This is a genomic window from Streptomyces sp. NPDC033270, from assembly GCF_055576575.1.
The window spans coordinates 164,069-189,262 of record NZ_JBVIRA010000008.1 but is presented as its reverse complement, the minus strand read 5'-3'; the positions used below and the strand labels follow the sequence as shown (position 1 = coordinate 189,262).

The 25,194-nt window shown below is 73.3% G+C and carries 18 protein-coding genes; 12 read left to right on the top strand and 6 right to left on the bottom strand.

Going from position 1 to position 25,194, the window contains the following annotated elements; genetic code table 11:
• Positions 1-29: 29 nt before the first annotated feature.
• The 3 genes from ACZ5XZ_RS14705 to ACZ5XZ_RS14695 all read right to left on the bottom strand — a co-directional run bounded on the left by ACZ5XZ_RS14705 (position 30) and on the right by ACZ5XZ_RS14695 (position 4,266).
• A complete protein-coding gene (locus ACZ5XZ_RS14705) occupies positions 30-1,733 on the bottom strand; it encodes an alpha-L-fucosidase (protein WP_468977760.1) in 1,704 nt (567 codons plus the stop codon).
• A gap of 130 nt (positions 1,734-1,863) precedes the next feature.
• Complete coding sequence (malQ, locus tag ACZ5XZ_RS14700; protein WP_468977758.1) at positions 1,864-3,990, bottom strand: 4-alpha-glucanotransferase; 2,127 nt, start codon at positions 3,988-3,990, stop codon at positions 1,864-1,866.
• Positions 3,991-3,996: 6 nt separating this feature from the next.
• The gene (locus tag ACZ5XZ_RS14695) at positions 3,997-4,266 is read right to left on the bottom strand and encodes a hypothetical protein (RefSeq protein ID WP_384431191.1); all 270 of its coding nucleotides are present in this window, start codon (positions 4,264-4,266) and stop codon (positions 3,997-3,999) included.
• A gap of 483 nt (positions 4,267-4,749) precedes the next feature.
• On the opposite strand from ACZ5XZ_RS14695, the gene ACZ5XZ_RS14690 reads away from it, so the two are divergent.
• Positions 4,750-7,701 (top strand): beta-N-acetylglucosaminidase domain-containing protein, encoded by a 2,952-nt coding sequence (locus ACZ5XZ_RS14690; protein ID WP_468977869.1) that lies wholly within the window; start codon positions 4,750-4,752, stop codon positions 7,699-7,701.
• Positions 7,702-7,782: 81 nt separating this feature from the next.
• On the opposite strand, the gene ACZ5XZ_RS14685 is transcribed toward ACZ5XZ_RS14690, so the two are convergent.
• Positions 7,783-8,319 (bottom strand): HNH endonuclease, encoded by a 537-nt coding sequence (locus tag ACZ5XZ_RS14685; RefSeq protein ID WP_468977757.1) that lies wholly within the window; start codon positions 8,317-8,319, stop codon positions 7,783-7,785.
• A 286-nt stretch (positions 8,320-8,605) separates the two neighbouring features.
• Here ACZ5XZ_RS14685 and ACZ5XZ_RS14680 point away from each other — a divergent pair, with 286 nt between their 5' ends.
• The 7 genes from ACZ5XZ_RS14680 (at position 8,606) to ACZ5XZ_RS14650 (ending at position 17,037) form a co-directional block, all read left to right on the top strand.
• Positions 8,606-9,700: a mechanosensitive ion channel family protein gene (locus ACZ5XZ_RS14680; RefSeq protein ID WP_468977755.1), complete on the top strand. Its 1,095-nt coding sequence runs from the start codon at positions 8,606-8,608 to the stop codon at positions 9,698-9,700.
• Between the two features lie 350 nt (positions 9,701-10,050).
• A complete protein-coding gene (locus tag ACZ5XZ_RS14675) occupies positions 10,051-11,190 on the top strand; it encodes an ROK family transcriptional regulator (protein ID WP_468977753.1) in 1,140 nt (379 codons plus the stop codon).
• Between the two features lie 78 nt (positions 11,191-11,268).
• Positions 11,269-12,609, top strand: a complete 1,341-nt coding sequence (locus ACZ5XZ_RS14670) for an ABC transporter substrate-binding protein (protein ID WP_468977752.1) — start codon at positions 11,269-11,271, stop codon at positions 12,607-12,609.
• A gap of 202 nt (positions 12,610-12,811) precedes the next feature.
• On the top strand, positions 12,812-13,765 hold the full coding sequence (locus ACZ5XZ_RS14665) for a carbohydrate ABC transporter permease (protein WP_468977749.1): 954 nt from the start codon (positions 12,812-12,814) through the stop codon (positions 13,763-13,765).
• Between the two features lie 6 nt (positions 13,766-13,771).
• On the top strand, positions 13,772-14,674 hold the full coding sequence (locus ACZ5XZ_RS14660; protein WP_468977747.1) for a carbohydrate ABC transporter permease: 903 nt from the start codon (positions 13,772-13,774) through the stop codon (positions 14,672-14,674).
• Between the two features lie 144 nt (positions 14,675-14,818).
• Positions 14,819-16,060 (top strand): 6-phospho-beta-glucosidase, encoded by a 1,242-nt coding sequence (locus ACZ5XZ_RS14655; protein WP_468977746.1) that lies wholly within the window; start codon positions 14,819-14,821, stop codon positions 16,058-16,060.
• Complete coding sequence (locus ACZ5XZ_RS14650; RefSeq protein ID WP_468977745.1) at positions 16,051-17,037, top strand: N-acetylglucosamine kinase; 987 nt, start codon at positions 16,051-16,053, stop codon at positions 17,035-17,037. The genes ACZ5XZ_RS14655 and ACZ5XZ_RS14650 overlap by 10 nt, the downstream gene beginning before the upstream one ends.
• Before the next feature lie 134 nt (positions 17,038-17,171).
• On the opposite strand, the gene ACZ5XZ_RS14645 is transcribed toward ACZ5XZ_RS14650, so the two are convergent.
• Positions 17,172-17,525: a hypothetical protein gene (locus tag ACZ5XZ_RS14645; RefSeq protein WP_468977742.1), complete on the bottom strand. Its 354-nt coding sequence runs from the start codon at positions 17,523-17,525 to the stop codon at positions 17,172-17,174.
• Between the two features lie 182 nt (positions 17,526-17,707).
• Positions 17,708-18,400, bottom strand: a complete 693-nt coding sequence (locus tag ACZ5XZ_RS14640; RefSeq protein WP_468977741.1) for a FadR/GntR family transcriptional regulator — start codon at positions 18,398-18,400, stop codon at positions 17,708-17,710.
• 288 nt (positions 18,401-18,688) lie between these two features.
• Between ACZ5XZ_RS14640 and ACZ5XZ_RS14635 the strand changes: the two genes are divergently transcribed.
• The 4 genes from ACZ5XZ_RS14635 (at position 18,689) to ACZ5XZ_RS14620 (ending at position 25,193) form a co-directional block, all read left to right on the top strand.
• Positions 18,689-20,062 carry a hypothetical protein gene (locus ACZ5XZ_RS14635; RefSeq protein WP_468977739.1) on the top strand — a complete coding sequence of 458 codons (1,374 nt, stop codon included), beginning with the start codon at positions 18,689-18,691 and terminating at the stop codon, positions 20,060-20,062.
• A 26-nt stretch (positions 20,063-20,088) separates the two neighbouring features.
• Positions 20,089-21,105 carry a glutamate ABC transporter substrate-binding protein gene (locus ACZ5XZ_RS14630; RefSeq protein WP_468977868.1) on the top strand — a complete coding sequence of 339 codons (1,017 nt, stop codon included), beginning with the start codon at positions 20,089-20,091 and terminating at the stop codon, positions 21,103-21,105.
• 183 nt (positions 21,106-21,288) lie between these two features.
• Complete coding sequence (locus ACZ5XZ_RS14625; RefSeq protein ID WP_468977736.1) at positions 21,289-22,611, top strand: hypothetical protein; 1,323 nt, start codon at positions 21,289-21,291, stop codon at positions 22,609-22,611.
• The gene (locus tag ACZ5XZ_RS14620; protein WP_468977734.1) at positions 22,608-25,193 is read left to right on the top strand and encodes a serine/threonine-protein kinase; all 2,586 of its coding nucleotides are present in this window, start codon (positions 22,608-22,610) and stop codon (positions 25,191-25,193) included. The genes ACZ5XZ_RS14625 and ACZ5XZ_RS14620 overlap by 4 nt, the downstream gene beginning before the upstream one ends.
• Position 25,194: the final 1 nt, after the last annotated feature.

Here is a 25,194-nt window from a genome sequence, read left to right as displayed (position 1 = left end):
CGCGCGCCCGGGGTGGCGCAACAGGCCCCTCAGCCGCCCGCTCCCCGGCCGAGGTGCAGCGTCACGGGTGCCAGGCGGGTCCGCCCGCGGGCTTCCTCGACGACGACCCGTACGGCGTCCGCCGTCACCGGCCGCGGCAGCACCAGGATCCGCCGGTGTCCGATGGTGGTGCCGCGCGCGAGCGTCGTCCACGTCCCGCCGGTCCGCGCCTGTACGGCGAAGCGCTCGACCCGCTGGCCGTGGCGGATGTCCTCCGCGAGCCCGATCCGGTCGAAGGTCCAGGGCCCCGGGCCGGCCGCCCGCAGGTCCCTGCCGTAGGTCTCGCGCACGGCCGTCCCGAAGGCGGTGAGCGAGGCGACGTCCTCGGCGGCGATCCGGCCGTCCCTGGCGGGCGGGACGTTCAGCAGCAGCGAGGCGTTGCGGCCCACGCTCTTCTCGTACAGGTCCACCAACTGCGCCGGCGTCTTGGGCCGTTCACCGGGGTGGTGGAACCAGCCCGGCCGCAGCGAGACATCGGCCTCGGCCGGGTACCACTGGAGGTACCTGGTGGTGGGCGCCAGCAGCCGGGCGCGGGAGCCGATGTCGGGGTCGGTGGAGTCGTGGGGCAGCCCGCCGGCCATGACCGTCCACGGGTCGGCCGCGGAAGGGGTGACGCTCCACTCCGTCTCGCGGGCGACGCCGCTTTCGTTGCCGACCCAGCGGGCGCCCTGCGGCCCGGCGAAGACCACGGTGTCCGGGGACAGCCGGTGGATCAGCCGGAACCACTGTGCGACCTGGTACTTCTGGGTGATGCCGGAGTCCGTCCAGGGGTTCGCGCCGTCCAGCCACAGCTCGTCGAGGGGCCCGTACTGAGTGAACAGCTCGTAGACCTGGTTGAGGTAGTACGCGTCGTAGTCGTCCGCCCGGACGTGGAAGACGGGCAGCCGGCCGCTGCGGACGGCGGCGGCCCGGTCGTCGCCGGGGACCAAGGTCGGGAGGGTGCGCTCGGTGACCTCGCTGCCGTTGCCGAACCGGCCCAGGCCGCGCGGTGCGTGCGCACCGTCCTCCAGCGCGACCCGCTCGGGCAGGCTGAGCGGCTTGCCCTCCTGCTGCTTCTTGCGGATCTCCTCGACCCACCGGGCGTGCCAGGCGTGCGGCAGTTCGGCGCCGTCGGACGGCGAGAGGTAGATCCCGACCTTCAGCCCGGCCCGGCGGGCGGCCGTGACATAGGCGCCGACGACGTCGGGGCGGCCGGGGCTCGCGGCGACGGAGTGCGGGGTGTAGCGGCTCGGGTAGAGCACGAAGCCGTCGTGGTGCTTGGCGGTCAGCATCACCTGCTCGGCACCGGCCGCCTTGTACGCGCGCATCCACTGGTCGACGTCCCTGCGCAGGGAGCCGGAGCGGGAGGCCCCCGAGAGGTCGAAGAGCTTCTCGTCCTCGGCGCCGGAGCCCCATTCACGGCCCGTGAAGGTGTTCATCCCGAAGTGGGTGAAGGCGGTGACCTCCCGCCGCTGCCAGGCGAGTTGCCCCTTGGTGGGCACGATGTGGGCGGCCTTGTCGATGATCCGGCCGGGGGTGTCGCAGGGCTCGACGGCCATCTGGGAGGCCGGGCGTACGGGCCGATCGCAGGGGCCGGAGGCCGGGGGCCCGGCGGCCGGCGTCGCCTGGGCCAGGGAGCTGTGGACGGGGACGAGCGCGGCGGCCGCGGTCAGCGCGAGCGCGCACAGCGTGCGCCGGATGCTGCGAGGAGCCATGGTTCCCTCCACCTCGCCGAACCATGCCGAGCACACAAGCACAGGCCCGAATGGTCGGATGTCTGGATGGTGTCCAGGGCATGGTGCCGGACGGCACGGGAGACCGGAAGGGTGTGCGCAGCACCTGGCTTCAGCGCAGTTCGTGCGACAGTTCCCGCATCAGCGCGTGGAGTCGGGGCGATGCCGCCAGCTCTTCGAGGGTCTGTGGACGTCCCTCGGGGCCGGCGATCGGGAGGCGCCAGTTCGGGTATTCATCCCATGTCCCCGGGAGGTTCTGCGGGCGTCGGTCGCCCACCGCGTCGGGCAGCCACACCCCGACCATCCGCGCCGGGGTGCGCAGCAGAAAGCGGTGCACGGCCTTGACCGCCGCCTCCTCGTCACCCGCCCCCTCGGGCAGCAGCCCGCGCCGCACCAACTCCCCCATCCACTCGGCGCGTTCGTATGCGGCCCGGGACCGCTCCCGCTCCGGCGGTCCGGCCAGCAGCCCCAGCCGTTCCCGCAGGGCGACGTCCTCGCCGGTCAGGCGGGCGGCGGTGGACGGCAGGTCGTGGGTGGTGACGGTGGCCAGGCAGGCGCTGCGCCACTCGTCGGGGGCGAGGATGCGGGCCTCGGCGGCGGGCCGCGGGGCGGCCGCCTCGTCGGCGTCCCCGGCCGGCTCCCCGTCGCCGCCCCCGTTCCCGTAATCCCGCTCGAACCACAGCACCGACGTGCCCAGGACGCCCCGTTCGGCCAGTTCGCCGCGCACCCCCGGCTCGACCGTGCCCAGGTCCTCGCCGATCACCGCGGCGCCGGCCCGGTGGGCCTCCAGGGCGAGCACCGAGAGCATCGCCTCACCGTCGTAGCGGACGTACGCGCCCTCGGTCGGCGGCCGGCCCTCGGGCACCCACCACAGCCGGAACAGCCCCATCACATGGTCGATCCGCAGCGCGCCGGCGTGCCGCAGCAGTCCGCGCAGCAGCTCGCGGTACGGGGCGTAGCCCGCGGCGGCCAGGGCGTCCGGGCGCCACGGCGGCAGGCCCCAGTCCTGGCCGCGGGCGTTGAAGGCGTCGGGCGGCGCCCCGATGGACATGCCCGCGGCGAAGGCGTCCCGCTGCGCCCAGGTGTCGGCGCCGGAGGGGTGGACACCGACGGCGAGGTCGTGCACCAGCCCGACCCCCATCCCGGCGTCCCGCGCGGCCCGCTGCGCGGTGGCCAGCTGCTGGTCGGTGAGCCAGGCGAGCCGGCAGTGGAAGTCGATCCGCGCCAGCAGCCGCGGCCGCAGCCGGGCCGTGGCCGGGGAGCGCGGATCGCGCAGTTCGGCGGGCCAGCGGCGCCAGTCGGCGCCATGGCGCTCGGCGATCGCGCACCAGGTGGCGTGGTCCTCCAGCGCCTGCCCCTGTTCGGCGAGGAAGTCGCAGTACGCGGCCCGCCGGCCCGGTGTGAGCGGAATCGCCGACAGCAGCTCCAGGGCCTCGCGCTTGAGCGCCCAGACCGCGTCCCGGTCGATCAGCGCGCCGCGGTCGAGCACCTCGGCGCGCAGCGCACCGGCCCGGGCGGCCAGCTCGTCGGCCCGTAAGCGGGCGGCGCCGGTCAGCTGGGCGTACTCCGGGATGTGTTCGATCCGCAGATGGACCGGGTCGGGGAAGCGGCGGGAGGAGGGGCGGTAGGGCGAGGGGTCGGTGGGCGGACCGGGGACGGCCGCGTGCAGCGGGTTGAGCTGGACGAAGCCGGTGCCCAGCGCGCGTCCGGACCAGGCGGCGAGGTCGGCGAGGTCACCGAGGTCGCCCATGCCCCAGGACTGCCGGGACAGCAGGGAGTACAGCTGCACCAGGAAGCCATGGCTGCGGCCGGGCGGCGCGGGCACCCGGTCGGGCGCGACGATCAGGTGGGCGCGGGCGCGGCGCCCGTCGGGGGCGTGGGCGCGGAGCGTATGGACACCCAGGGGGAGCCGGGCCAGCTCCCGCGGCCCGGGCCCGGTCAGGTCGCCGGGGGGCTGACCGTCCTCGGGCTCCACCCGAAGGACGGTGCCCTCGGGGAGACCGGCGAGGTCGGGCGGCCGGCCCGGGCGGGCGACGACGGTGGGCGGCAGCAGGGCGCGGCCCGGTCCGTCCTCGTACGCGGCCAGGGCGGTGCGTACGGCGTGCGGGGTGGAGGCGTCGACTCCCAGTGCGGCGAGCACGGCGACGACGGTGTCGTCGGCGATCTTGATGGTCCTGCCCGGTGCGGGTGCGTACGACGTGGCGACGCCGTACAACCGGGCGAGCCGAGCACGCCCCATGGGCCCTCAGACCTCCATGGACTCCGTGCCCAGGCCGGCGGCCGTCGGCTCGCTGGTCAGCGGCAGCTCGGCGGCGATCGGCACCTCGCTGGTCAGCGGTGCGGCGTCGGCGAGCGGGGGCTCGCTGGTCAGGGGCGGCTCGACGAAGCTGAAGGACCCGGAGCCGTCCAGGCCGGAGTCGGGGTTGGACACCCCGTCGAAGAGATCGGACTCCATCGTCGCACCTCCCGGTTTGGAGGACAGGGCGTCGAGGAGCAGTTGAGCGGACGCGGCCACGAAGGCCTCCCGTTCATCGATAGTGGGACACGTGGGCCCTACCCACTCGACACGTTCGCAGACGCATCTGCTCACGAAACGTGATCCACGTCACATTATCCCCCACGCAGGCGATTTCACTGCCCGGGACACCCGTGGACACACAGAACGCGTCGCAACCGGCCCCCGCGACGGAATTCCTGCGGACCGGCCCCCTCGCGCACGACCGCCCGGAGCGCCGGCCGCACCCCGCGTCCGCACAGCCGTCCGGACCCCGGCATCGCCCGGTTGACACCCTCACCGCCACAATGGTGGGCTCACGGCCGAAGGTCTGTCCGAACGGACATCGGCGGGAATACGGGGCGCCGGTGAAAGCCGGCGAGTGATGGACGGGGACGAGGAGCAGCCGTGCGAGGCCGGGGCGTGTGGAGCGTCGGAAGAATCGGTAGGAGCGGCAGGGGGAGCGGCGCGGGCGCCCGCGCGCGGGCGGCGGGGACCACCGCCCTGGCCGCCGCGGTCATCGGCGGGCTGCTCGGCGGGGTGCCCAGCGCCCAGGCGGCGCCCGCGGACCCGGCCGTCGGCACCCCCGACCAGCCGGACCGGCCGGCCGGCGCCGGGCGGCTGCCCGCCGTCTGGCCGCGCCCTCAGTCGCTGCAGGAGCTCGGCACCGCCGTACCCCTGGGCGGCGAGGCGACGCTGGTGGCCGCGCCGGACACCGACCCGTACACCCTGGACGTGCTGCGCGGGCTGCTGCGGGACGCCGGGGTGCGCACGGTCCGCCGGTCGGCGCCCGGCGAGCGGCTGCCCGCGGCCGGGCCGGTGATCCTGGTCGGCGGCGAGCGGGCCGAGCAGGCGCTGCGGGCGCTGCGCGCACCGGCCCGCGGCGATCTGCCCTCCGGCGGCTACCGGCTGGCCGTGGGCCAGGTCGGCGGGCGGGACACGGTCGCGCTGGCCGGCGTCGGTCCGGACGGCCTCTTCCACGCCGCGCAGACCCTGCGGCAGCTGGTCACCGAGGGCGCGGACCACGAGGGCGGCGGACGGCAGCTGGCGTCGGTGGCCGTACGGGACTGGCCCGGCACGGCGGTGCGCGGCACCACCGAGGGGTTCTACGGCCAGCCGTGGAGCCGGGCGCAGCGGCTCGCCCAGCTGGACTTCCTGGGCCGCACCAAGCAGAACCGCTATCTGTACGCGCCCGGTGACGACCCCTACCGCCAGGCCCGCTGGCGCGACCCGTATCCGGCCGCGCAGCGCGAGGACTTCCGGGCGCTGGCCGAGCGGGCCCGCGCCAACCACGTCACGCTGGGCTGGGCGCTCGCCCCCGGTCAGGCGCTGTGCTTCTCGTCCGAGGAGGACCTGCGGGCGCTGCGGCGCAAGGTGGATGCGATGTGGGCGCTGGGGGTGCGCTCCTTCCAGCTGCAGTTCCAGGACGTCAGCTACGACGAATGGCACTGCGGCGCCGACGAGGACGCCTTCGGCACCGGCCCCGAGGCGGCCGCCAAGGCACAGGCCCGCATCGCCAACGCGCTCGCCGCCCATCTGCGCGAGCGGCACCCGGATGCCGCGCCGCTGTCGCTGATGCCGACCGAGTACTACCAGGACGGCTCGACGGCGTACCGCAGCGCGCTCGCCGACGCGCTCACCGACCGGGTCGAGGTGGCCTGGACCGGCGTCGGGGTGGTCCCGCGGACCATCACCGGCGGCGAACTGTCCACCGCCCGCCAGGCGTTCGGCCACCGGCTGGTCACCATGGACAACTACCCGGTCAACGACTACGCGCAGGACCGGATCTTCCTCGGCCCCTACCGCGGCCGTGAGCCGGCCGTCGCCACCGGCTCCTCGGCGCTGCTCGCCAACGCCATGGAGCAGCCGCTGGCCTCCCGTATCCCGCTCTTCACCAGCGCCGACTACGCCTGGAACCCGCGCGAGTACCGCCCGGCGGAGTCCTGGGAGGCGGCCATCGACGACCTGGCGGGCAGCGCCCCCCGGGCCCGTGCCGCCCTGCGCGCGCTCGCCGGCAACGCCTCCTCCTCGCTGCTGAACCGCGAGGAGTCCGGATATCTGCGCCCCCTGATCGACCGCTTCTGGGAGACCCGCGAGGCGGCGGTCAACGGCGGCCGGCCCGGCAAGGACCCCGACTACGCCAAGGCGGCCAGGGCGCTGCGCACCGCCTTCCACGCCATGAGCACCGCCCCCGAGGGCCTCAACTCGGACCTGGCCGCCGAAATTCGGCCCTGGGCCGAGCAGTTGGCGCGCTACGGCAGCGCCGGCGAGCAGGCCGTGGACACGCTGACGGCGCAGGCCCGGGGCGACGGCGACGCCGCCTGGTCGGCCCAGCGCGCGGTGCAGCGGCTGCGCAAGGAGGCCGAGCGGAGCCCGGCGACGGTCGGCAAGGGTGTCCTGGCCCCGTTCCTGCAGCGGGCGATGACCGAGGCCGACGCCTGGGTCGGCAGCCGCGGCGACGCCCCCCGCCCCACCGAGGGCGCCGACCCCACCTCCCTCACCGTCCCCTTCGAACGGGCCCGCCCGCTGGCCGCGGTCACCGCGCTGACCGACCCGGGGCCGTCCGCGGGCGCCGTCCAGCTTCAGGCGCATGTCCCCGGCGAGGGCTGGCGCCCCCTCGACCGGCTCTCCGCGACCGGCTGGACCGAGTCCCGCACCCCCCGGCTGCGTGCCGACGCGGTCCGTCTGACCTGGGCGAACGGCGCGGAGGCCCCGTCCGTCCACGCGCTGACCCCCTGGTTCGACGACACCCCGCCGGCCGGGCTCGAACTGTCCCGCAAGGAGGCGGACGCACAGGCCGGCGGCAGCGCGACGGTCGACGCCCGGCTCTTCTCCCGCCGCCCGGGCGACGTCCGCGAGAAGCTGACGGTCAAGGCACCCAAGGGCTTCACCGTGCACGCGCCCGAGGAGGTCACCGCGCCGCGGGGCGGCACCGCCACCGTCCGCATCAGCATCGACGTGCCCGAATCCGCCGCCTCCGGGACGTATGAGATCCCGGTGGCCTTCGGCGGCGAGGAGCAGACGCTGTCCCTGCGTGCCTATCCGCGCACCGGCGGCAAGGACCTGGCGCGCGGCGCCGTCGCCACGTCCTCGGGGGACGAGACCGCCGACTTCCCGGCCTCGGCCGTCACCGACGGCAATCCCAGGACCCGCTGGTCCTCGACCGCCGATGACGGCGCCTGGCTCCAGTTCGCGCTGGCGCACCCGGCCCGCCTCGGCCGGCTCGTGCTGAACTGGCAGGACGCCTACGCGGCCCGCTACCGCATCCAGGTCTCTCCGGACGGCCGCAGCTGGCGCACGGCCGCCACGGTGCGGGACGGCAAGGGCGGCCGCGAGTCGGTCAGGATGGACGCGAAGGACGCCCGCTTCGTACGGATACAGGGCGACAAGCGGGCCACCCGCTTCGGGTACTCGCTGTGGTCGGTGGAGGCGTACGCGGTCGAGGACCGCGGATAGCGCTTAGCGGGCGGCGTGCTGCCGCCGTGCGGACGAAGTGACGCTCCGTCCGCACGGCGGCCCACACGTACAAGGGCCCGGCTACGCCGATACGGCGTCGATCCGGGCCAAGGCGTCATCCGCGCCGTACGGCTGCAAATACGGCAGCCAGCGCGGATCGCGATGGCCCGTGCCGATGATCCGCCACGCCAGTCCTGACGGCGGGGCGGGCTGATGGCGCAGCCGCCAGCCGATCTCGGCGACATGGCGGTCTGCCTTGACGTGATTGCATCGCCGGCAGGCGGCGACGACGTTCTCCCAGGTGTGCTGACCGCCGCGACTGCGCGGGATGACGTGGTCGACGCTGGTTGCGACGCCACCGCAGTACATACAGCGCCCGCCGTCACGGGCGAACAGCGCCCGGCGGGTCAGTGGCACGGGGCCGCGAAAGGGCACCCGCACGAACCGCTTCAAGCGGACCACACTCGGAGCCGGTACGGCACGGGTCGCGCTGTGCATCAGGGCGCCGGACTCCTCGAGGCTCACAGCCTTCTCATTGAGTACGAGGATGAGCGCGCGGCGGAGCGGTACGACGCCGAGCGGCTCGTACGACGCGTTGAGGACCAGGACATGCGGCACGGGTGCCTCCTTGTACGCCGGCGGCGCGTGGCTCGCGCCGGGACGATCTCCCCACAGTGTCCCCCGGTGCCTGGTCGGAGCGCCACCATGACCGAGTAACGGGCCGGAGGTGTTTTCCACCACACCCCCGCACTTCCCCGCGGATACGGCTCATTTCGGCCGCCCGGGGACCTCCCGGCTCGAACACGGGCACGGACCGCCCCCGTTGCCCCGTTAGTGTGGATGGTCTGCCCGGCCCCGGGGGCCCCGCGGTCCGGGTCTGCTGTCCCCCACGGAAGGTTCGACTGTGTTCTGGTCCGCTTCGCCGGTCGCCGCCGCGCCGCTGCGCGCGGCCGCACCCGACTCCACCGGCCCGACCTCGCTCGACGAGGCCACACAGAAGGCCACCAACGCCGCCGGCTGGGTGTCGGAGAACTGGGGGACGTGGCTCACGTCCGGCCTGCAGATCCTGCTGATCATCGTGATCGCGGTGGTGCTGCGCCATGTGATTCGCCGCACCATCACCAAGTTCATCGAGCGGATGAACCGCACCGCGGCCGCCGCCCAGGGCACCGCGCTGGGCGGTCTGCTGGTCAACGCCGAGCGCCGGCGCCAGCGCTCCGAGGCCATCGGTTCGGTGCTGCGCAGCGTCGCCTCGTTCGTGATCATGGGTACCGCCGCGCTGACGGTGCTCTCGGTGCTCCAGATCAATCTCGCGCCGCTGCTGGCGAGCGCCGGTGTGGCCGGCGTCGCCATCGGCTTCGGCGCCCGCAACCTCGTCACCGACTTCCTCTCCGGCGTCTTCATGATCCTTGAGGACCAGTACGGCGTCGGCGACGAGATCGACGCGGGCGTGGCCACCGGCACGGTCATCGAGGTCGGTCTGCGGGTCACCAAGCTGCGGGGGCCCAACGGCGCCATCTGGTACATCCGCAACGGCGAGGTCAAGCGGATCGGGAACCTCAGCCAGGGCTGGTCCACGGCCGCCGTCGACGTCGTGATCGCCGCCGACCAGGACCTGGAGCGCGCCCGCGACACCATCACCGCCGCCGGCGAGGAGATGTCCAAGGCGGAGCCGTGGAACGAGCGGCTGTGGGAGCCGGTGGAGGTGCTCGGCCTGAGCGAGGTGCACCTGGACACGGTCACCCTCAGCGTCTCGGCCAAGACCATGCCCGGCAAGGCCCTGGGTGTGGAGCGCGAACTGCGCTGGCGCATCAAGCGCGCCCTGGACGCCGCCGGCGTCCACCTCGCCCCGCGCCCTGTCCCGGAAGAGGAGGAGGAGCAGGCGGCCCCGGCGGACCCCACCGCCGCCATGGGCGCCCCCTCGGCCCTCAACAACCCGACGTCGCCGCAGTCCCTGGCGACCGACCCGATAGCGGCGGCGCCGAAGCTCGGGAAGTGACACCGGGCGAGATGACGCCGGCGACGTGACGCCGGGCACCTCCCCCGCCACACAAGGGGCAGCCGCGACGCACCTCGCAGCTGCCCCTTCGCCGTACCCGCCCGCCGCGCCCCCGCGCCGTACCCGCCCGCCGTACCCGCCTACCGCGCCCGGCGTGCTCCGCCGGCAACTCACCGTGCTCAACCCATTGACGCCGCCCCGGCCCGCGACCTACCTTCCTGTCCATCGATTGGAAGGTTTCCTAACAGATCCTCGGTGGCCGTCACGGCCGCCCGGCGAACGGGGTGACGGTCATGGCCGGCGGGCAGCAAGCGCAAGGGACCCCTGGGACGCCGCGGGTCCTGCGGGCCATGAACGACCGCGCCGCGCTCGATCTGCTGGTGTCGCAGGGACCGCTGACCCGCACCCAGATCGGGGCGCTGACCGGGCTGTCCAAGCCCACCGCCTCGCAGCTGCTGGCGCGTCTGGAGGCCGCCGGGCTGGTGCGGACGACCGGGAACGTGACCGGGCGGCCCGGGCCCAACGCCCAGCTGTACGAGATCGACCCGACGGCGGCGCACATCGCGGCGCTGGCGGTCGACCAGCTGGGGATCACCGCCGCGGTCGCGGACATCACCGGGCAGGTGCTCGGCGAGGAGCGGGTCGGCACCGACGCGGTGGACGAGGCGGCGCCGAACCGGACGGCGCAGCTGGTCGCCAGGGCCGTCGACGGCGCGCTGGCCAAGGCCGGGCTGGGCCGCGAGGACCTGCACGGCGCCGTGATCGGCACCCCCGGGGCGCTGGACCCGCAGACCGGCCGACTGCGCTACGCGCCGCATCTGCCGGACTGGCACTCGCGGGCGCTGAAGGAGGAGCTGGCCGAGGTGCTGGGCACCCCGATCACCATCGAGAACGATGTGAATCTGGCGGCGGTCGCCGAGCAGCAGGACGGGGCGGCGCAGGACTTCGACGACTTCGTGCTGGTGTGGGCGGACGAGGGGGTCGGCGCCGCCATCGTCCTCGGCGGTCGGCTGCTGCGCGGAGCCACCGGCGGCGCGGGCGAGATCGGCTATATGCCGCTGCCCGGCGCGCCGCTGGCCCGGGGCGGCGACCGCAGCGCCGCCCGGCCGGACGCCGGCGGCGGCTTCCAGCGGCTGGTCGGCTCGCCGAGCGTGATCGCGCTGGCCCGGGAGTACGGGGCCGCCGACACCCGCACGGTCGAGGAGGCGCTGGGCCGCGCCGACGTCCGGGCGGAGGTCGCCAGGCGGCTGGCGACGGGGCTCGCGGCCGTGGTCGCGGTCGTCGACCCCCGGCTGGTGGTCCTCTCCGGAGAGGTCCCGCAGGCCGGCGGGGAGGCGCTGCGCGCCCTGGTCGAGGAGGAGTTCACCGGACTCGCGCTGCCCCGGCCCGAACTGCGGCTGAGCGATATCGACGGAAATCCGATTCTCATCGGCGCGCTGCAGACGGCGCTCGCGGACGCCCGCGATGCGGTGTTCGACACCACCGGCTGAACCACCCCTCCCCCGCACGGCACCGCACACTGCACCGCGCCGCTTCCCCGACTCCCCCTGCCGTAAAGGAAGTCCGCCATGCCGATTTCTCGACTGCGCATCCGGGTGTCAGCGGCGCTGGCCGGCGCCGGACTGCTCGTTTCGGGCTGCGCCCATCCGAGCGTCGGCAGTGACCGGGACGATCCCACCAAGCCGGTCACGCTCACCTTCTGGCACGGCTGGTCGACCCCGGGCGAGACGAAGGCCATCAACGACAGCGTCGCCCGCTTCGAGAGAACCCATCGCAACATCACGGTGAAAGTGGTCCCCAATGTCACCGACGAGACCATGAACCAGGCGCTGCGGGCCGGCGGGGACGACGCACCCGATGTGGTGTCGTCCTTCACCACCGGCAATGTGGGGCAGTACTGCTCCTCGGGGATGTGGGCGGACCTCGATCCGTTCATGAAGAAGACCGGTGTGGACAAGGAGAAGGTGTTCCCCAAAACCCTGCTGGATTACACGAGTTATCGAAAGCGGCAGTGCGCCTTGCCGCTGCTCGCCGATTCCTACGGGCTGTACTACAACAAGGACGCCTTCAAGGAGGCCGGGATCACGCGGCCGCCGCACACCATGTCCGAGCTGAAGCGGGATGCCGTCAAACTGACCCGGCGCGCCGCGGACGGCTCGTACCGACGCGTGGGCTTCATGCCCAACTTCCGGCTCTACCAGAACAGCCCGGACCGGATGTTCGCCCAGTGGGGACCGTCCTACTTCGGCCGAAACGGCAAGGCCCGGCTGGCCGAGGACCCGGCGACCAAGGAATTCCTCACCACCGCCGGCGAGCTGGTCGACGCCCAGGGCGGCTACGGCCCGCTGGAGAAGTTCCGCACCACCTTCGGCGAGGAGATGTCCTCGCAGAACGCCTTTCTGACGCAGAAGCTGGCCATGCACATGGACGGTGAGTGGCGCGGGCTGATGCTCCGGCAGGCGAAGGCGACGTTCGCCTGGGGCACCGCGCCGATGCCGGTGCCCGACGACCGGGCCGAAACCTACGGGCGGGGGTATCTGACCGGCACCGTCGCCGGCATCGCGCACAGCAGCCGGCATCAGAACGCGGCATGGGAACTGGTGAGATTCCTGACCGTGGACACCGATCAGGTGGTGCGGTTCGCCAACGACATCCACAACGTGCCGTCGACGAAGGCGGCGCTGAAGTCGCCCGCGCTGGACACCGACCCGACGTTCCGCACCTTCCTCGACATCGCGCAGAACCCGCACAGCGTCGCGCTGCCGCCCTCCACCAACGGCGGGCAGTACGTCACCGCGCTGCAGGACTTCTCCTACGACGTCGAGGCCGGCAGGGTCCCCGATCTCGACGCGGGCCTGCGCGCCCTCGACGCCCGGATCGACGCCGACACCCTCCAGTCCGAGAACTGATCCGGCGAACCCGCGAACCGATACCGCGAATTCACGTATGCCCTGCGGGAATTCACGAAGGGCATCCGCGCACCGCTCGCCACGAAATAACCGAGCACCAGCACCAGCACCACGTCCCGGCACCGATTCCCGCACCATCTCCCATAACCACCTCCCAGCACCGCCTCCCCGGACCGACTCCGAGAGCTGACGGAGAACCGCCATGGCAACCACCACCCCCGCGCCCGCGCTACGGCGTAAACGCACCCGCGAGCGGCTGCGCACCCTCGGCTTTCTCTCCCCCTGGCTCATCGGCTTCTCGGTCTTCTTCGGCTATCCGCTGATCGCCACCGTCTACTTCTCCTTCGTGCACTACAACCAGATCGAACCGCCCGATTTCGTCGGGCTGCGGAACTGGACATACGTGCTGACGCAGATGCCGCTGTTCGGGCCCGCGCTGTGGAACACACTGTGGCTGGTCGTGGTGATGGTCGCGCTGCGGGTGCTCTTCGGGCTGGGCCTCGGCCTGCTCGTCACCAAGCTCAAATCGGGCGTGGGGTTCTTCCGTACGGCCTTCTACGTGCCGTATCTGGCGCCGCCGGTGGCCGCCACCGTCGCCTTCGTCTTCCTGCTCAACCCCGGTACCGGGCCCGTCAACGACATCCTCGGGGCGCTCGGCATCCCCGCGCCGTCCTGGTTCAACGACCCCACATGGGCCAAGCCGTCGCTGGTGATGCTGTCGCTGTGGGGCATCGGCGACCTGATGGTGATCTTCATGGCGGCGCTGCTGGACGTGCCGAAGGAGCAGTACGAGGCCGCCGAGCTGGACGGGGCGGGCGCCTGGGGGAAGTTCCGGTATGTCACCTGGCCCTCGATCACCCCCATCGTGATGTTCGCGGTGGTCACCGGCGTCGTCCAGACCATGCAGTACTACACGCAGGCGCTGGTCGCCGGGAAGCTCGCCTCCGGTGTCTCCATCGGTCCCGGCACGGTCATCCAGCCCGGCTACCCGGACCACTCCACCCTCACCGTCCCGCAGCTCGTCTACTCCCTGGGCTTCCAGAACTTCAACACCGGCGCGGCATGCGTGCTCTCCCTCGTGCTCTTCGTCATCGCCATGGCCGTCACCACCCTGCTGATGCGCAAGCGCTCAGGCCTGCTTGCGGCGGAGGACTGATCCGAGATGACCACCACGACGCTCACCGCCCGCCCCGCCCCGGCGCATACCGGCTCGACCGGCGACCCGGCCGCCCGCGCCCGCCGCACCCGGCTGCTGCACTGGATCGCCGTCCACTCCCTCGCCGTCGCCACCGCCCTGTTCTTCCTCCTCCCCTTCGTCTTCGTCTTCCTGACCTCCGTGATGAGCGACTCCCAGGCCATGAGCGGCGAGCTGTGGCCGCACGAGTGGCACTGGTCCAACTACCGCACCGTCTTCCAGACCCCGGGGTTCGTGGACTGGTGGAGGAACTCCCTGCTGTACGCGGGCCTGGGCACCCTCTTCACCGTCTGCTCGGCGGTCCCGGTCGCCTACGCACTCGCCAAATTCCGCTTCCGCGGCCGCCGCACCGCGATGGTGCTGGTCATCTCCACGATGATGCTGCCGCCGCAGGTGATCGTGGTCCCGATGTATCTGGTCTGGGCCCAGCAGCTGCACCTCTCGGGCTCGCTGTGGCCACTGATCATCCCGATGGCGTTCGGCGACGCGTACTCCATCTTCCTGCTGCGGCAGTTTCTGCTGACCATCCCCCAGGAGTATCTGGAGTCGGCGAAGGTCGACGGCTGCGGGGAGCTGCGCACCCTGCTCAGGATCGTCGTACCGATGGCCAGGCCGGGCATCGCCGCCATCGCCCTCTTCCAGTTCTTCTACTGCTGGAACGACTACTTCGGACCGCAGATCTACGCGGCGCAGAACCCCGCCTCCTGGACGCTCTCCTACGGGCTGGAGTCCTTCAAGAGCGCCCACAGCGTCAACTGGAACCTCACCATGGCCGCGACGCTGCTGGTCATGGCGCCGGTCGTCATCGTCTTCTTCTTCGCACAGAAAGCCTTCGTCGAAGGCGTCACCCTCACCGGAGTAAAGGGCTGATCCCGCATGCTGCCGTCCTCGTCTCCCACCCCCTCCGCCTCGTCCGCTTCTGCTGTCTCCGCTGCCTCTTCGACTGCCGCACAGTCCTCCGCTCGGGGAGGACTTCCCGAAGGCCGGCCCCCAGGCCCCGGCGTCACACTCGCCGTGGTCGGCGGTGGCTCGACCTACACCCCCGAACTCATCGACGGCTTCGCGCGGCTGCGTGACGTCCTGCCGCTCAAAGAGCTCGTCCTGATCGACCCGGCCATGGACCGGCTGGAGAAGGTGGGCGGTCTCGCCCGGCGGATCTTCGCCAAACAGGGCCACCCGGGCACGATCTCCTGGACCCACGACCTCGACGCCGGGATCGACGGCGCCGACGCCGTCCTGCTGCAGCTGCGCATCGGCGGCCAGGCCGCCCGCAACCAGGACGAGACCTGGCCGCTGGAGTGCGGCTGCGTCGGCCAGGAGACCACCGGCGCCGGCGGCCTCGCCAAGGCGCTGCGCACCGTGCCCGTCGTCCTCGACATCGCCGAGCGGGTACGCCGCCGCAACCCCGACGCCTGGATCGTCGACTTCACCAACCCCGTCGGCATCGTCACCCGCGCCCTGCTCACCCATGGCCACAAGGCCGTCGGCCTGTGCAACGTCGCCATCGGCTTCCAGCGCAGGTTCGCGAAGCTGCTGGGCGTCTCCCCCGACCAGGTCGAGCTGGAGCACATCGGCCTGAACCACCTCACCTGGGAGCGGTCCGTCCGCGTCGCCGGCGAGGACGTCCTGCCCGCCCTCCTCGCCGAGCACGGCGACGCCATCGCCGACGACCTGCGCCTGCCCCGCCCGCTCCTCGACCGCCTCGGCACCGTTCCCTCCTACTACCTGCGCTACTACTACCAACACGACGCGGTGGTAAGGGAGTTGCGCAGCAAGCCCTCCCGCGCCGCGGAGGTCGCCGCCATCGAGCGGCAACTCCTCACGCTCTACCAGGACCCGACGCTCGACGAGAAGCCCGAGCTGCTCGCCCGGCGCGGCGGCGCCTTCTACTCCGAAGCGGCCGTGGCACTCACCTCCTCCCTGCTGGGCGACACCGGCGACACCCAGATCGTCAACACCTTCAACAACGGCACCCTCCCCTTCCTCCCCGACGACGCCGTGATCGAGGTCCCCGCAACCGTCGATGCCACGGGCCCGGCCCCTCTCCCCGTACGCCCCCTGGAACCCCTCTACGCCGGGCTGGTCGCCCACGTCACCGCCTACGAGCACCTGGCCTTGGAGGCGGCGCTGAAGGGCGGACGGGACCGGGTCTTCTCCGCCCTCCTCTCGCACCCCCTCATCGGCCAGATCGACTACGCGGACCGGCTCACCGATGAGCTGATCGCGCACAACCGGGAGCACCTCACGTGGGCCTGACGGGCACGGCGCTCGCCATCGACGCGGGCAACAGCAAGACCGACGTGGCGCTGGTGGCCGCCGACGGCAGGCTGCTCGGCACGGCACGCGGCGGCGGCTTCCAGCCGCCCCTGGTGGGTGCCACCCGCGCGGTCGACGTACTGGCACCCCTGGTGGAATCGGCCCTCGCCCAGGCCGGGGCGACCGGCGCCGGCCCCGTCGGCCACCTCTCCGCCTTCCTCGCCAACGCCGACCTCCCCGTCGAGGAGACCGCCCTCAGCGCCGAGATCGCCCGTCGCGGCTGGGCCCGCACGGTATCCGTCCGCAACGACACCTTCGCTCTGCTACGGGCCGGACTGCCCGACGACGGGGAGCCGGTGGGCGTCGCCGTGGTGTGCGGGGCCGGCATCAACTGCGCCGGCCTCGGCCACCACGGAGCCACCGCCCGCTTCCCCTCCATCGGCCGGATCTCCGGCGACTGGGGAGGCGGCTCCTTCCTCGCCGACGAGGCCCTGTGGCACGCCGCCCGTGCCGAGGACGGCCGCGGCGCCCCGACCGAGCTGGCCCACGCGCTCCCCGCCCACTTCGGCCTGAGGACCATGCCGGAGCTGATCGAGGCGCTCCACCTACGGGGCATCCCCGACCGCCGCCGCCACGAACTGGCCCCGGTCCTCTTCGCCGTCGCCGCCTCCGGCGACCCCGTCGCCCGCGGCATCATCACCCGGCAGGCCGAGGAGGTGGTCCTCATGGCGACCGTGGCCCTGCGACGCCTCGACCTGCTGACCGAACCCGCCCCGGTGGTCCTCGGCGGCAGCGTCCTGGCCGCCCGCCACCCCCTCCTGCACGACCACGTCCGCCACCTCCTGTCCGAACGCGCCCCCAAGGCGGTGCCCCACGTCGTCACCGCACCACCGGTCCTGGGCGCGGCCCTCGACACCCTGGACCGAGCGGGTGCCGAGGCGGACGCCTATGAGCGGCTGCGGGCGGCTTGGGAATAGGGAATAGAGGGGCCTTGCGGCGGGGTGGGCTTGAGGGTGTGGGCGTGGAGGGCGCGGGCGTGGCGGTGTGGGCGTGCCGGCGTGGGCGTCACCGCGTGGGCCTGGGCACCCGCCCCCTCTCGCGGCCTGCCCCCTCACACGACCTGCACGCTGTCCCCCCGTCGCGTCTCGGTGCGTTCGCCCGGGGCCAGCACGAGCTCTGCGGCCGGGGTCAGGACGAGGTCCAGGCCCGTGGGGGTGCGGTGGGGCGGGGGTGCGGCCGGAGGATGGTCGTGGTTGCGTTCCGTGACGATCGTGACGGGTTGGTCGGTGTCGTTGACGACGAGAGTGGGGCTGCCGGTCAGGCGGTGATCGAGGGGGTAGATGCCGTGCGGATCGATGTAGGTCGTGCTGCCGATGGTGAGGAATCCGCTGGCGGGAGGCGTGAAGGGCGGAGTGGGGCCGGATGTGGGGAGGACGCGGGCGAGGAATTTGCCGAGGCGGCGCATGAGGGTCTCCTGACTTCCGGGTGCGGGGTGGTCCCCGCTCGTAGCGGTTGCTGAGTGAAGGTCGAGCTCGACTTTCGTCACTCAGCGTAGCCATGGAGGGGTGTGCGAGTCAGCGGCGCGTGGGAGTGAAGGGGGAGGCGCGCGGCGCCGTGGAGTGCGCCGTCGAGGTTCCGGGGCGGGACTCAGTCGTCGAGGGGGAGGGCCAGGTCGCGTACGTGGCCGGCGAGAAGGAGGACGGCGGCGTCGACGGCGGCCTGGGGGTCCTGGGCACGGATGGCGTCGGTGAGGCGCAGGTGCGGGTCGGTGGCGGCCGCGGTGGCGGTGTCCAGGCAGGCGGCGCGGCGGAGTTCCTCGCGCAGGGCGGCGCTGAGGGAGCGGTAGATGTCGGCGAGGACGGGGTTGGCGCCGGCCTCGGCGACCAGGACGTGGAACTCGGCGTCGGCGGCGGTGAAGGCGTCGGCGTCGCGGGCGGCAAGGGCCGCCTTGCGGCGGGCCAGCGCGGCTTCGATACCGGCGAGTTGGGCCTTTGTGCGGTGCTTGGCGGCCTGCCGGGCGGCGACCACGTCGAGGCCCTGGCGGACCTGGGTGACATGGCTGAGCTCGGCGCGTTCGAGACGGCGGCGGAGGGCGGCCGCGCTGTCGTCGTCGGAGATCACGAAGGTGCCGTCGCCCTGCCGGGGTTCGAGGAGCCCGGAGTGGACGAGGGAGCGGACGGCCTCGCGGACCGAGGCGCGGCTGACGCCGAGGGTTTCGCACAGGACGCTCTCGGGCGGGATGCGGCTGCCCACCGGCCAGGTGCCGTTCACGATCTGGGCGCGGATCTCGTCGGTCGCGGTCTCCACGAGCGACACCCTGCCCTTGCGGACTGCTTGCACGAGATCACTCCCTGGGCGCCGGCGTCGGCCGGTGTGCCGATGTCCTGCTCTTGAATCCGGTGTCTGATGTCTGATGACTCTGCGGTCACTGTAATGCCGGCCGGGGCGGTGCGGCGGGCCCGGCAAAGACGGGTCGCGATCCGAACAAGATCAGGGCAATGGCGGTGTGCTTGTCAGTGGCGGCCGACATACTGCTGCCCATGCACCGGTCCTTGTCCTGAGCGCTCCGGGCGCCGGGCGCGGGGCCGGGTCCGCAGTCCGCGGCCAGGGGGAGGTTCTGTGTCGTCCGTGCCGACCAGCAGCGTGGCACCGCCCGCCTCGGGGCGCCGACCGGCCTGGGCCGAGGGACTGGACGAGCTGCGTGCCGCGTCCACGACCGAACCGGGCCGCCTGCGGCTGATCGGCGCCGCCCTGGCGCTGCTGGTGGTGGTGTTCGGCGCGGTCACGGCCTGGCAGGTGTCCGACCGGGCCGCGGCCGCGGACGACGTGGTGGCGCGCAGTCAGCCGCTGACGTCGGACGCGGCGGGCATCTACCGGTCGCTGGCGGACGCGGACACCACGGCCGCCGGCGGCTTCCTGGCGGGTGAGGAGGGCGGCGGGGCCGCGCGCAACCGCTACGACCGCGATATCGCGACGGCGGCGGAGCTGCTGGCCAAGGCTTCGCAGAGCGCCGGCGGTTCGGACGACGCGGGCGCGCAGATAGCCCGCCTCAACCGGCAGCTGCCGCGCTATACGGGGCTGGTGGAGACGGCACGGGCGAACAACCGGCAGGGGCTGCCGCTCGGCGGGGCCTATCTGCGGTACGCGAACGAGCGGATGCGGGCGGAACTTCTGCCCGCCGCACGGGCGTTGTACGACGCGGAGACAAGGCGGCTGGCGGCGGACTACGACGAGGCCGAGGCGTGGCCGTGGTGCGCGGTGGCGGCCGGGGTGGTGGCGATCGGTGCGCTGGGATGGGCGCAGCGGCGGCTCTACCGGCGGGCCAACCGGGTGTTCAATCCGGGGCTGCTGGTCGCGACGGCCGCCTCCGTCGCGGTGTTGTCGTGGCTGGTGGTGGGGCATGCGGTGGCGCGCGCGGGGCTGACGGATTCGTACGAGCACGGCGCCCGGTCGCTGCGGGTGCTCGTCGAGGCGCGGATCGACGCGCTGCAGGCGCGCGGGGACGAGAATCTGACGCTGGTGGCCCGCGGTGCGGTGCTCACCGGCGATCAGCGGGATTTCTACGAGGTCGGCTTCCGAGCGGGGATGCGGGATCTGGCCGGCGCAGGCGATCATGGTGCGGCCCGGGCGAAGAGCAGGCTGGGAACGGCGCTGGCGCTGGCGGACGACGATGCGGGGCGGGAGCCGGTGCGCGATGCGCTCACCTACGTACGGCAGTGGCAGGCGCGGCATGCCCAGGCGCGGGCCGCGGACGAGAAGGGCGATTACGACCGGGCGCTTGCGAAGGTGATCGGCGCCGACGGCTCCACCGGTGCGTCGTTCGACCGGGTGGCGGCCGGGCTGCACAAGGCGCTGGTGCACGAGCAGGGGGAGTTCCGGTCGGCGGCGGACGGCGGGCGCGGGGCGCTCGACGGGCTGCCGGTGGGTGCCGGGGCGCTGGCGGCGCTGGCGGCAGGGGGCGCGGTGCTGGGGATCGGGCGCAGGCTGGCGGAGTACCGGTGAGGGGACCTGGTGAGGGGGACATGAGGATGCGCGCGCGAGGGCTGCGGAATCTGCGTGCCGTCCTGGCGCCGGTCGCGGCCGGGATGGCCGTGATGGCGGCGGCCGCCGCGGTGCTGGTGCCGGCGCTGAGCGGCGCCGCCCACCGTCCCGGTAGTGGCGGCGCGCCCTCGCCGTCGGCGATCCACCGGGCGTACGGGCCCGACGCGACGCCGGCCGAGCCGGCCGCGGCCACCTGCACGGCGCACAACGCCGCGGAGAGTCTGCGGCCGTCGTCGGTCGAGGGTGCGGCGGTGGCACGGATCAAGGACAAGGGCCGGCTGGTCGTCGGTGTCGACCAGAACACCTACCGGTGGGGGTACCGCGATCCGGCCACCGGCACGTTGGAGGGCTTCGACATCGACCTGGCGCGGGCGATCGCCGCGGACATCCTGGGGCCGGACCCGGAGGTCGTCTTCAAGGCGGTGCCCACCGACCAGCGGATACGGGCGCTGCAGAAACGCACGGTCGACATGGTGGTGCGGACGATGACGATCAACTGTGCGCGCAAGCGGCAGGTGGCGTTCTCGACGTCGTACTTCCAGGCGGGGCAGCAGGTGCTGGCTGCGAAGTCGTCCCCGATCAAGGCGTTCGACGATTCGCTGCGCGGCAAGCGGGTGTGCACGGCCGCGGGTTCGACGGGTGAAACGGAGCTGGCGCGGCAGCGGCACGGCGCCGAGGTGCTGACGGTGCCCAGCCAACTCGACTGCCTGGTACGGCTGCAGCTGGGCCAGGCGGACGCGGTGGTCACGGACAACGCGCTGGCCGCGGCGCAGGCGGCGCAGGATCCGAAGGTGGAGCTCAAGGGCGAGCCGTTCACCGACGAGTCGTACGGCGTGGCGATGAACAAGGACGACACGGACCTGGTGCGCCGGGTCAACAGGGTGCTGGACGACTATCGGGGCGACGGGAGCGCCGACAGCCCCTGGATGCGGGCGTACCGCACATGGCTGCGGGCCGACATGCCGGAGATATCGGGGCCGCCGTCGCCGGAGTACAGCGACTGACCCGACCACGTCCGCAGCACGCCCGGTCGCCCCGAGGTGCCCAGTACCTCACCGATCGCCGCATGGAGCGGCCCGATGCCGTTCACTATGGAAAGAGGAAGGGGAAACGGAGGGAGCCGCACCGCAGCAGCCACCCGGTCACAGCAATCGCCGTGCACCGTACGCGTATTGGAGAGGTGATCGATGGGGGTCCCTGGACCCTGTCCCGGATCTCCGGGAAGGCCCGATGCCCCGGTGCTGAGCCGGGAGGAGGTGGACCGCGCGCTGGCGCGGCTCGGCGCCGAGTACGAGGCGATCGAGACCTCGCTGCTGGCGCTGCAGGACCACGCGGGGCGCCGGTTGCTGGAGGGCGCCGATCTGGCGGGCACGACCAAGGAGCGCTGGGCCGCCACGGAGCGCTCCATCACGGTGCTGTGGTCGCTGTTCGACACCTATACCGCGACGTTGGAGGCGGCGCGCGAGCTGCGGGCGCGGCGGCGCTGGCCGTCCCCGGACGACCTGGCGGAGCTGACGCGGCTGCTGCACGGCGACGAGGTCGCGGTGCCCGGCGCGGCCCCGCACGACGGCGGCCCGGGAGGCCCGACCCGGCCGGGCGAGCGGTGGAGCCTGCAGACGCTCGTCGAGCGGATGAACGGGCTGTACGCGCGGTCGCTGGATGTGATCGTCGCCGCCGACGCGGTCTGGTCGGCGCTGCCGGCCCGGATAGACCTGCTCTCCGCCGAGCTGCAGCGCACCCGTTCGCTGGCGCATTCGGTGGGGGTGCGTCCCGGTGAGCATCCGGCGGGCGACGACCTGGAGCGGATCACCGACGAGCTGGCGCGGCTGCGCGCCCAGGTGATCGCGGATCCGCTGGCGTTCTGGGTGTCGTCGTCGACGGGGAGTTCGGCGCCCGGCGGGGGCCGTCCGGACACCGGGCGCTACGACCGGGCGGCCCGCGCGCTGGAGGACATCCGGCGGGAGGTCGCGGCGGTGCTGGATGTGCGGCAGGACGCGGAGCAGCGGCTGATGCAGCTGCGCGACGTCCTCTCGCGCGCCGACCGGACGCTGACCGAGGCGCGCCAGGCGCGCGGTGAGGTGCTGGCGAAGATCGCCGCGTCGGAGGTGCCCGCGGTCAGCGGCCCGTCCACGGCGCTGCACGAGCAGCTGGCGGCCGCCGCGGAGTACCGCAGGCGGGCGCAGTGGCACCGGCTCTCGCCGCTGCTGGACAGCCTGGAGGAGCGCGCGGAGGACGAACTGCACCGCGCCCGGGAGTCGTTGACGGCGGTCACCGCGCCGCTGGCGGTGCGCGCCGAGCTGCGCGGCCGGCTGGACGCCTACAAGGCGAAGCTGGCCCGCCACAGCATCGCGGACGATCCGCTGCTGACGGAGCGGTACGACGTGGCCCGCCGGATGCTGTGGAGCGCCCCGTGCGATCTGCGGGCGGCCGAGCACGCGGTGTGGCGCTATCAGCAGGCGGCGGCGGAGGCGTTGGCTTTGCCGCAGCGGGAGGAGAGGGGGAATTCATGACGGAGCGGGCCGGCGGGCGCTGCCAGCGGCGGGACTGCGCGGGCGGTTACGTCGATGCCGGCGGCGGCGAACTGTACTGCGACCGGTGCGGTCTGGCACCGGTCGTCTCGCCGGGCGGCCTGATCTCCTCGCCACCCACCAGCCTGACGGACCGGTCCCGGGCGGGCACGGACTCGAGCCGGGCGGCGGCCGGGGCGCTGCTGACGGTCCCCTCCCCCGGCCCGGGCGCCGGCTCCGGCTCCGCCTCGCCGTCCGCCCGCTCGTCGGCGTCCCGGCGCTCGGTGTCCGCGCGGCTCTCCCGCGCCGCGTCCGGCGGCGGGGCGACGCGCGGCAGGTCGGCGGTGTCGGTGCGCGGCAGCACGGGCAGCGGCTCGTCCTCCGGGTCGTCGCGCGGGCGGCTGGGTGCGGGCCTGGTGGCGGTGCCGGAGGTGCCGCGGCCCGATCCGCGTACGGCGGTCCTGAAGGATCCGCGGGTCCCCGAGCGCAAGCGGTTCTGCAGCCGCGCGGACTGCCGTGCCCCGGTGGGGCGGACACGCGGTGAACAGGCGGGCCGGACGGAGGGGTTCTGCGCCAAGTGCGGCCATCCGTACAGCTTTGCGCCCAAGCTGCGGCCCGGTGAGCTGGTGCACGGCCAGTACGAGGTCGTGGGCTGTCTGGCCCATGGCGGGCTCGGCTGGGTCTATCTGGCGATCGACCGCGCGGTCTCCGACCGGTGGGTGGTCCTCAAGGGGCTGCTGGACACCGGCGACGAGGAGGCGCTGGCGGTCGCGATGTCCGAGCGGCGCTTCCTCGCCGAGATCGAGCACGCCAACATCGTCCGGATCTACAACTTCGTGGAGCACCTCGACCGGGGGACGGGCAGCCTCGACGGCTACATCGTCATGGAGTACGTCGGCGGCAAGTCGCTCAAGGACATCGCCAACGACCGGCGCACGCCCCACGGACGGCGCGATCCGCTGCCGGTCGAGCAGGCCTGCGCCTACGGCATCGAGGCGCTGGAGGCGCTCGGCCATCTGCACAGCCGCGGCTTTCTGTACTGCGACTTCAAGGTCGACAACGCCATCCAGCAGCACGACCAGCTCAAGCTGATCGACATGGGCGCGGTGCGCAGGATGGACGACCACGACAGCCCGATCTACGGCACGATCGGCTATCAGGCACCCGAGATCGCCGAGCTGGGCCCCTCGGTCGCCTCCGATCTGTACACGGTCGCGCGCACCCTGGCCGTCCTGACCTTCGACTTCCAGGGCTATACGAACATCTTCGCGGACTCCCTGCCCGATCCGGACAACATCGAGGTCTTCCGCAGCTACGAGTCCTTCTACCGGCTGCTGGTGCGCGCCACGGACCCCGACCGGGCGCGCCAGTTCGCCTCCGCGCAGGAGATGTCCGAGCAGCTGACGGGCGTGCTGCGGGAGGTGGTGGCGCTCCAGTCGGGCGAGCCGCGGCCAGCGCCGTCCACCCTGTTCGGGCCCGAGCTGCGGGCCGTGGACACCGAGTTGATGGCCCCGCGCGAGGGCGACGCTTCGCTGCTGGGCGCGCGCGGAGCGGCGCCCGCACACCGAGAACCGGAAGCCATCGGTCCGCTGCTTCGCCCCCTGGACGTCACCGCCGCCGCCCTCGCGCTCCCGGTACCGCGGGTGGATCCGGGCGACCCCGACGCCGGTCTCCTCGCCGGGCTGTCGACCGCCACCCCCGCCGAACTGCTGAGCGCGCTGCGCTGCGCGCCCGCCGGCGGCCTGGAGGTCCGGCTGCGGGAGCTGCGCGCCCATCTGGAGACCGGCGACCGCACGGCCGCGCAGGCGGTGCTGGAGGCGCTCACGGCGGAGCCGGCCGGGCCGCGGCCCGCCACGGCGGCCGCCGGGGATCTCGGGGAGCCGGGCACCGACTGGCGGGTGGTGTGGCACGGCGGCCTGGTGGCGCTCGCCACCGGGGACCGCGAGCGGGCCGCGCTGGCCTTCGACGCGGTCTACGACGCGTTCCCCGGCGAGCCGGCGCCGAAGCTGGCGCTGGCCGTCTGCGCGGAGCTGCTGGAGCAGTGGGACAACGCCGTGGAGTACTACCGCCTGGTGTGGGCGACCGACCGCAGCTATGTCAGCGCCGCGTTCGGGCTGGCCCGGGTGCGGCTGGCGGCGGGCGACCGCGGGGGCGCGGTCGAGGCCCTGGAGTCCGTACCGGAGTCGTCCATCCACTACACCGCGGCGCGGACCGCGGCGGTCCGCGCCCGGCTGCGGCAGCGTCCGCCGCGCGATTGGCTGCTGGCGGATCTGCGGGCGGCCGCCCAACAGGTCGAAGCCCTCGCGGACTTCGGCCTGGACGCCGAGCGAAGGGAACAACTCCGCACCGAAGTACTGGGCAGCGCCCTGGACTGGGTACTCTCCGGGAGCCACGGTGCCGGCCCGGACGGAGAAGGTGCCGCCGGCAGGCGGCCGGCGCTGCTCGGCAGCCCGCTGGACGAGCGCGGCCTGCGGTTCGGCCTGGAGCGGTCGTACCGGCTGCTGGCGCGGCTGGCGCAGCGTGGTGAGAAGAGGATCGAGCTGGTGGAGCGGGCCAACCGCTTCCGCCCCAGGACATGGGTGTGAC

Excerpts from the sequence above, each read along its gene's own strand:
- ACZ5XZ_RS14645 (WP_468977742.1), bottom strand. The coding sequence starts at position 17,525 with ATGCGCCGCCTCGGCAAATTCCTCGCCCGCGTCCTCCCCACATCCGGC.
- ACZ5XZ_RS14660 (WP_468977747.1), top strand. The coding sequence starts at position 13,772 with ATGACCACCACGACGCTCACCGCCCGCCCCGCCCCGGCGCATACCGGC.
- ACZ5XZ_RS14675 (WP_468977753.1), top strand. The coding sequence starts at position 10,051 with ATGAACGACCGCGCCGCGCTCGATCTGCTGGTGTCGCAGGGACCGCTG.
- ACZ5XZ_RS14625 (WP_468977736.1), top strand. The coding sequence starts at position 21,289 with ATGGGGGTCCCTGGACCCTGTCCCGGATCTCCGGGAAGGCCCGATGCC.
- ACZ5XZ_RS14620 (WP_468977734.1), top strand. The coding sequence starts at position 22,608 with ATGACGGAGCGGGCCGGCGGGCGCTGCCAGCGGCGGGACTGCGCGGGC.
- ACZ5XZ_RS14705 (WP_468977760.1), bottom strand. The coding sequence starts at position 1,733 with ATGGCTCCTCGCAGCATCCGGCGCACGCTGTGCGCGCTCGCGCTGACC.
- malQ (WP_468977758.1), bottom strand. The coding sequence starts at position 3,990 with ATGGGGCGTGCTCGGCTCGCCCGGTTGTACGGCGTCGCCACGTCGTAC.
- ACZ5XZ_RS14665 (WP_468977749.1), top strand. The coding sequence starts at position 12,812 with ATGGCAACCACCACCCCCGCGCCCGCGCTACGGCGTAAACGCACCCGC.
- ACZ5XZ_RS14670 (WP_468977752.1), top strand. The coding sequence starts at position 11,269 with ATGCCGATTTCTCGACTGCGCATCCGGGTGTCAGCGGCGCTGGCCGGC.
- ACZ5XZ_RS14630 (WP_468977868.1), top strand. The coding sequence starts at position 20,089 with ATGCGCGCGCGAGGGCTGCGGAATCTGCGTGCCGTCCTGGCGCCGGTC.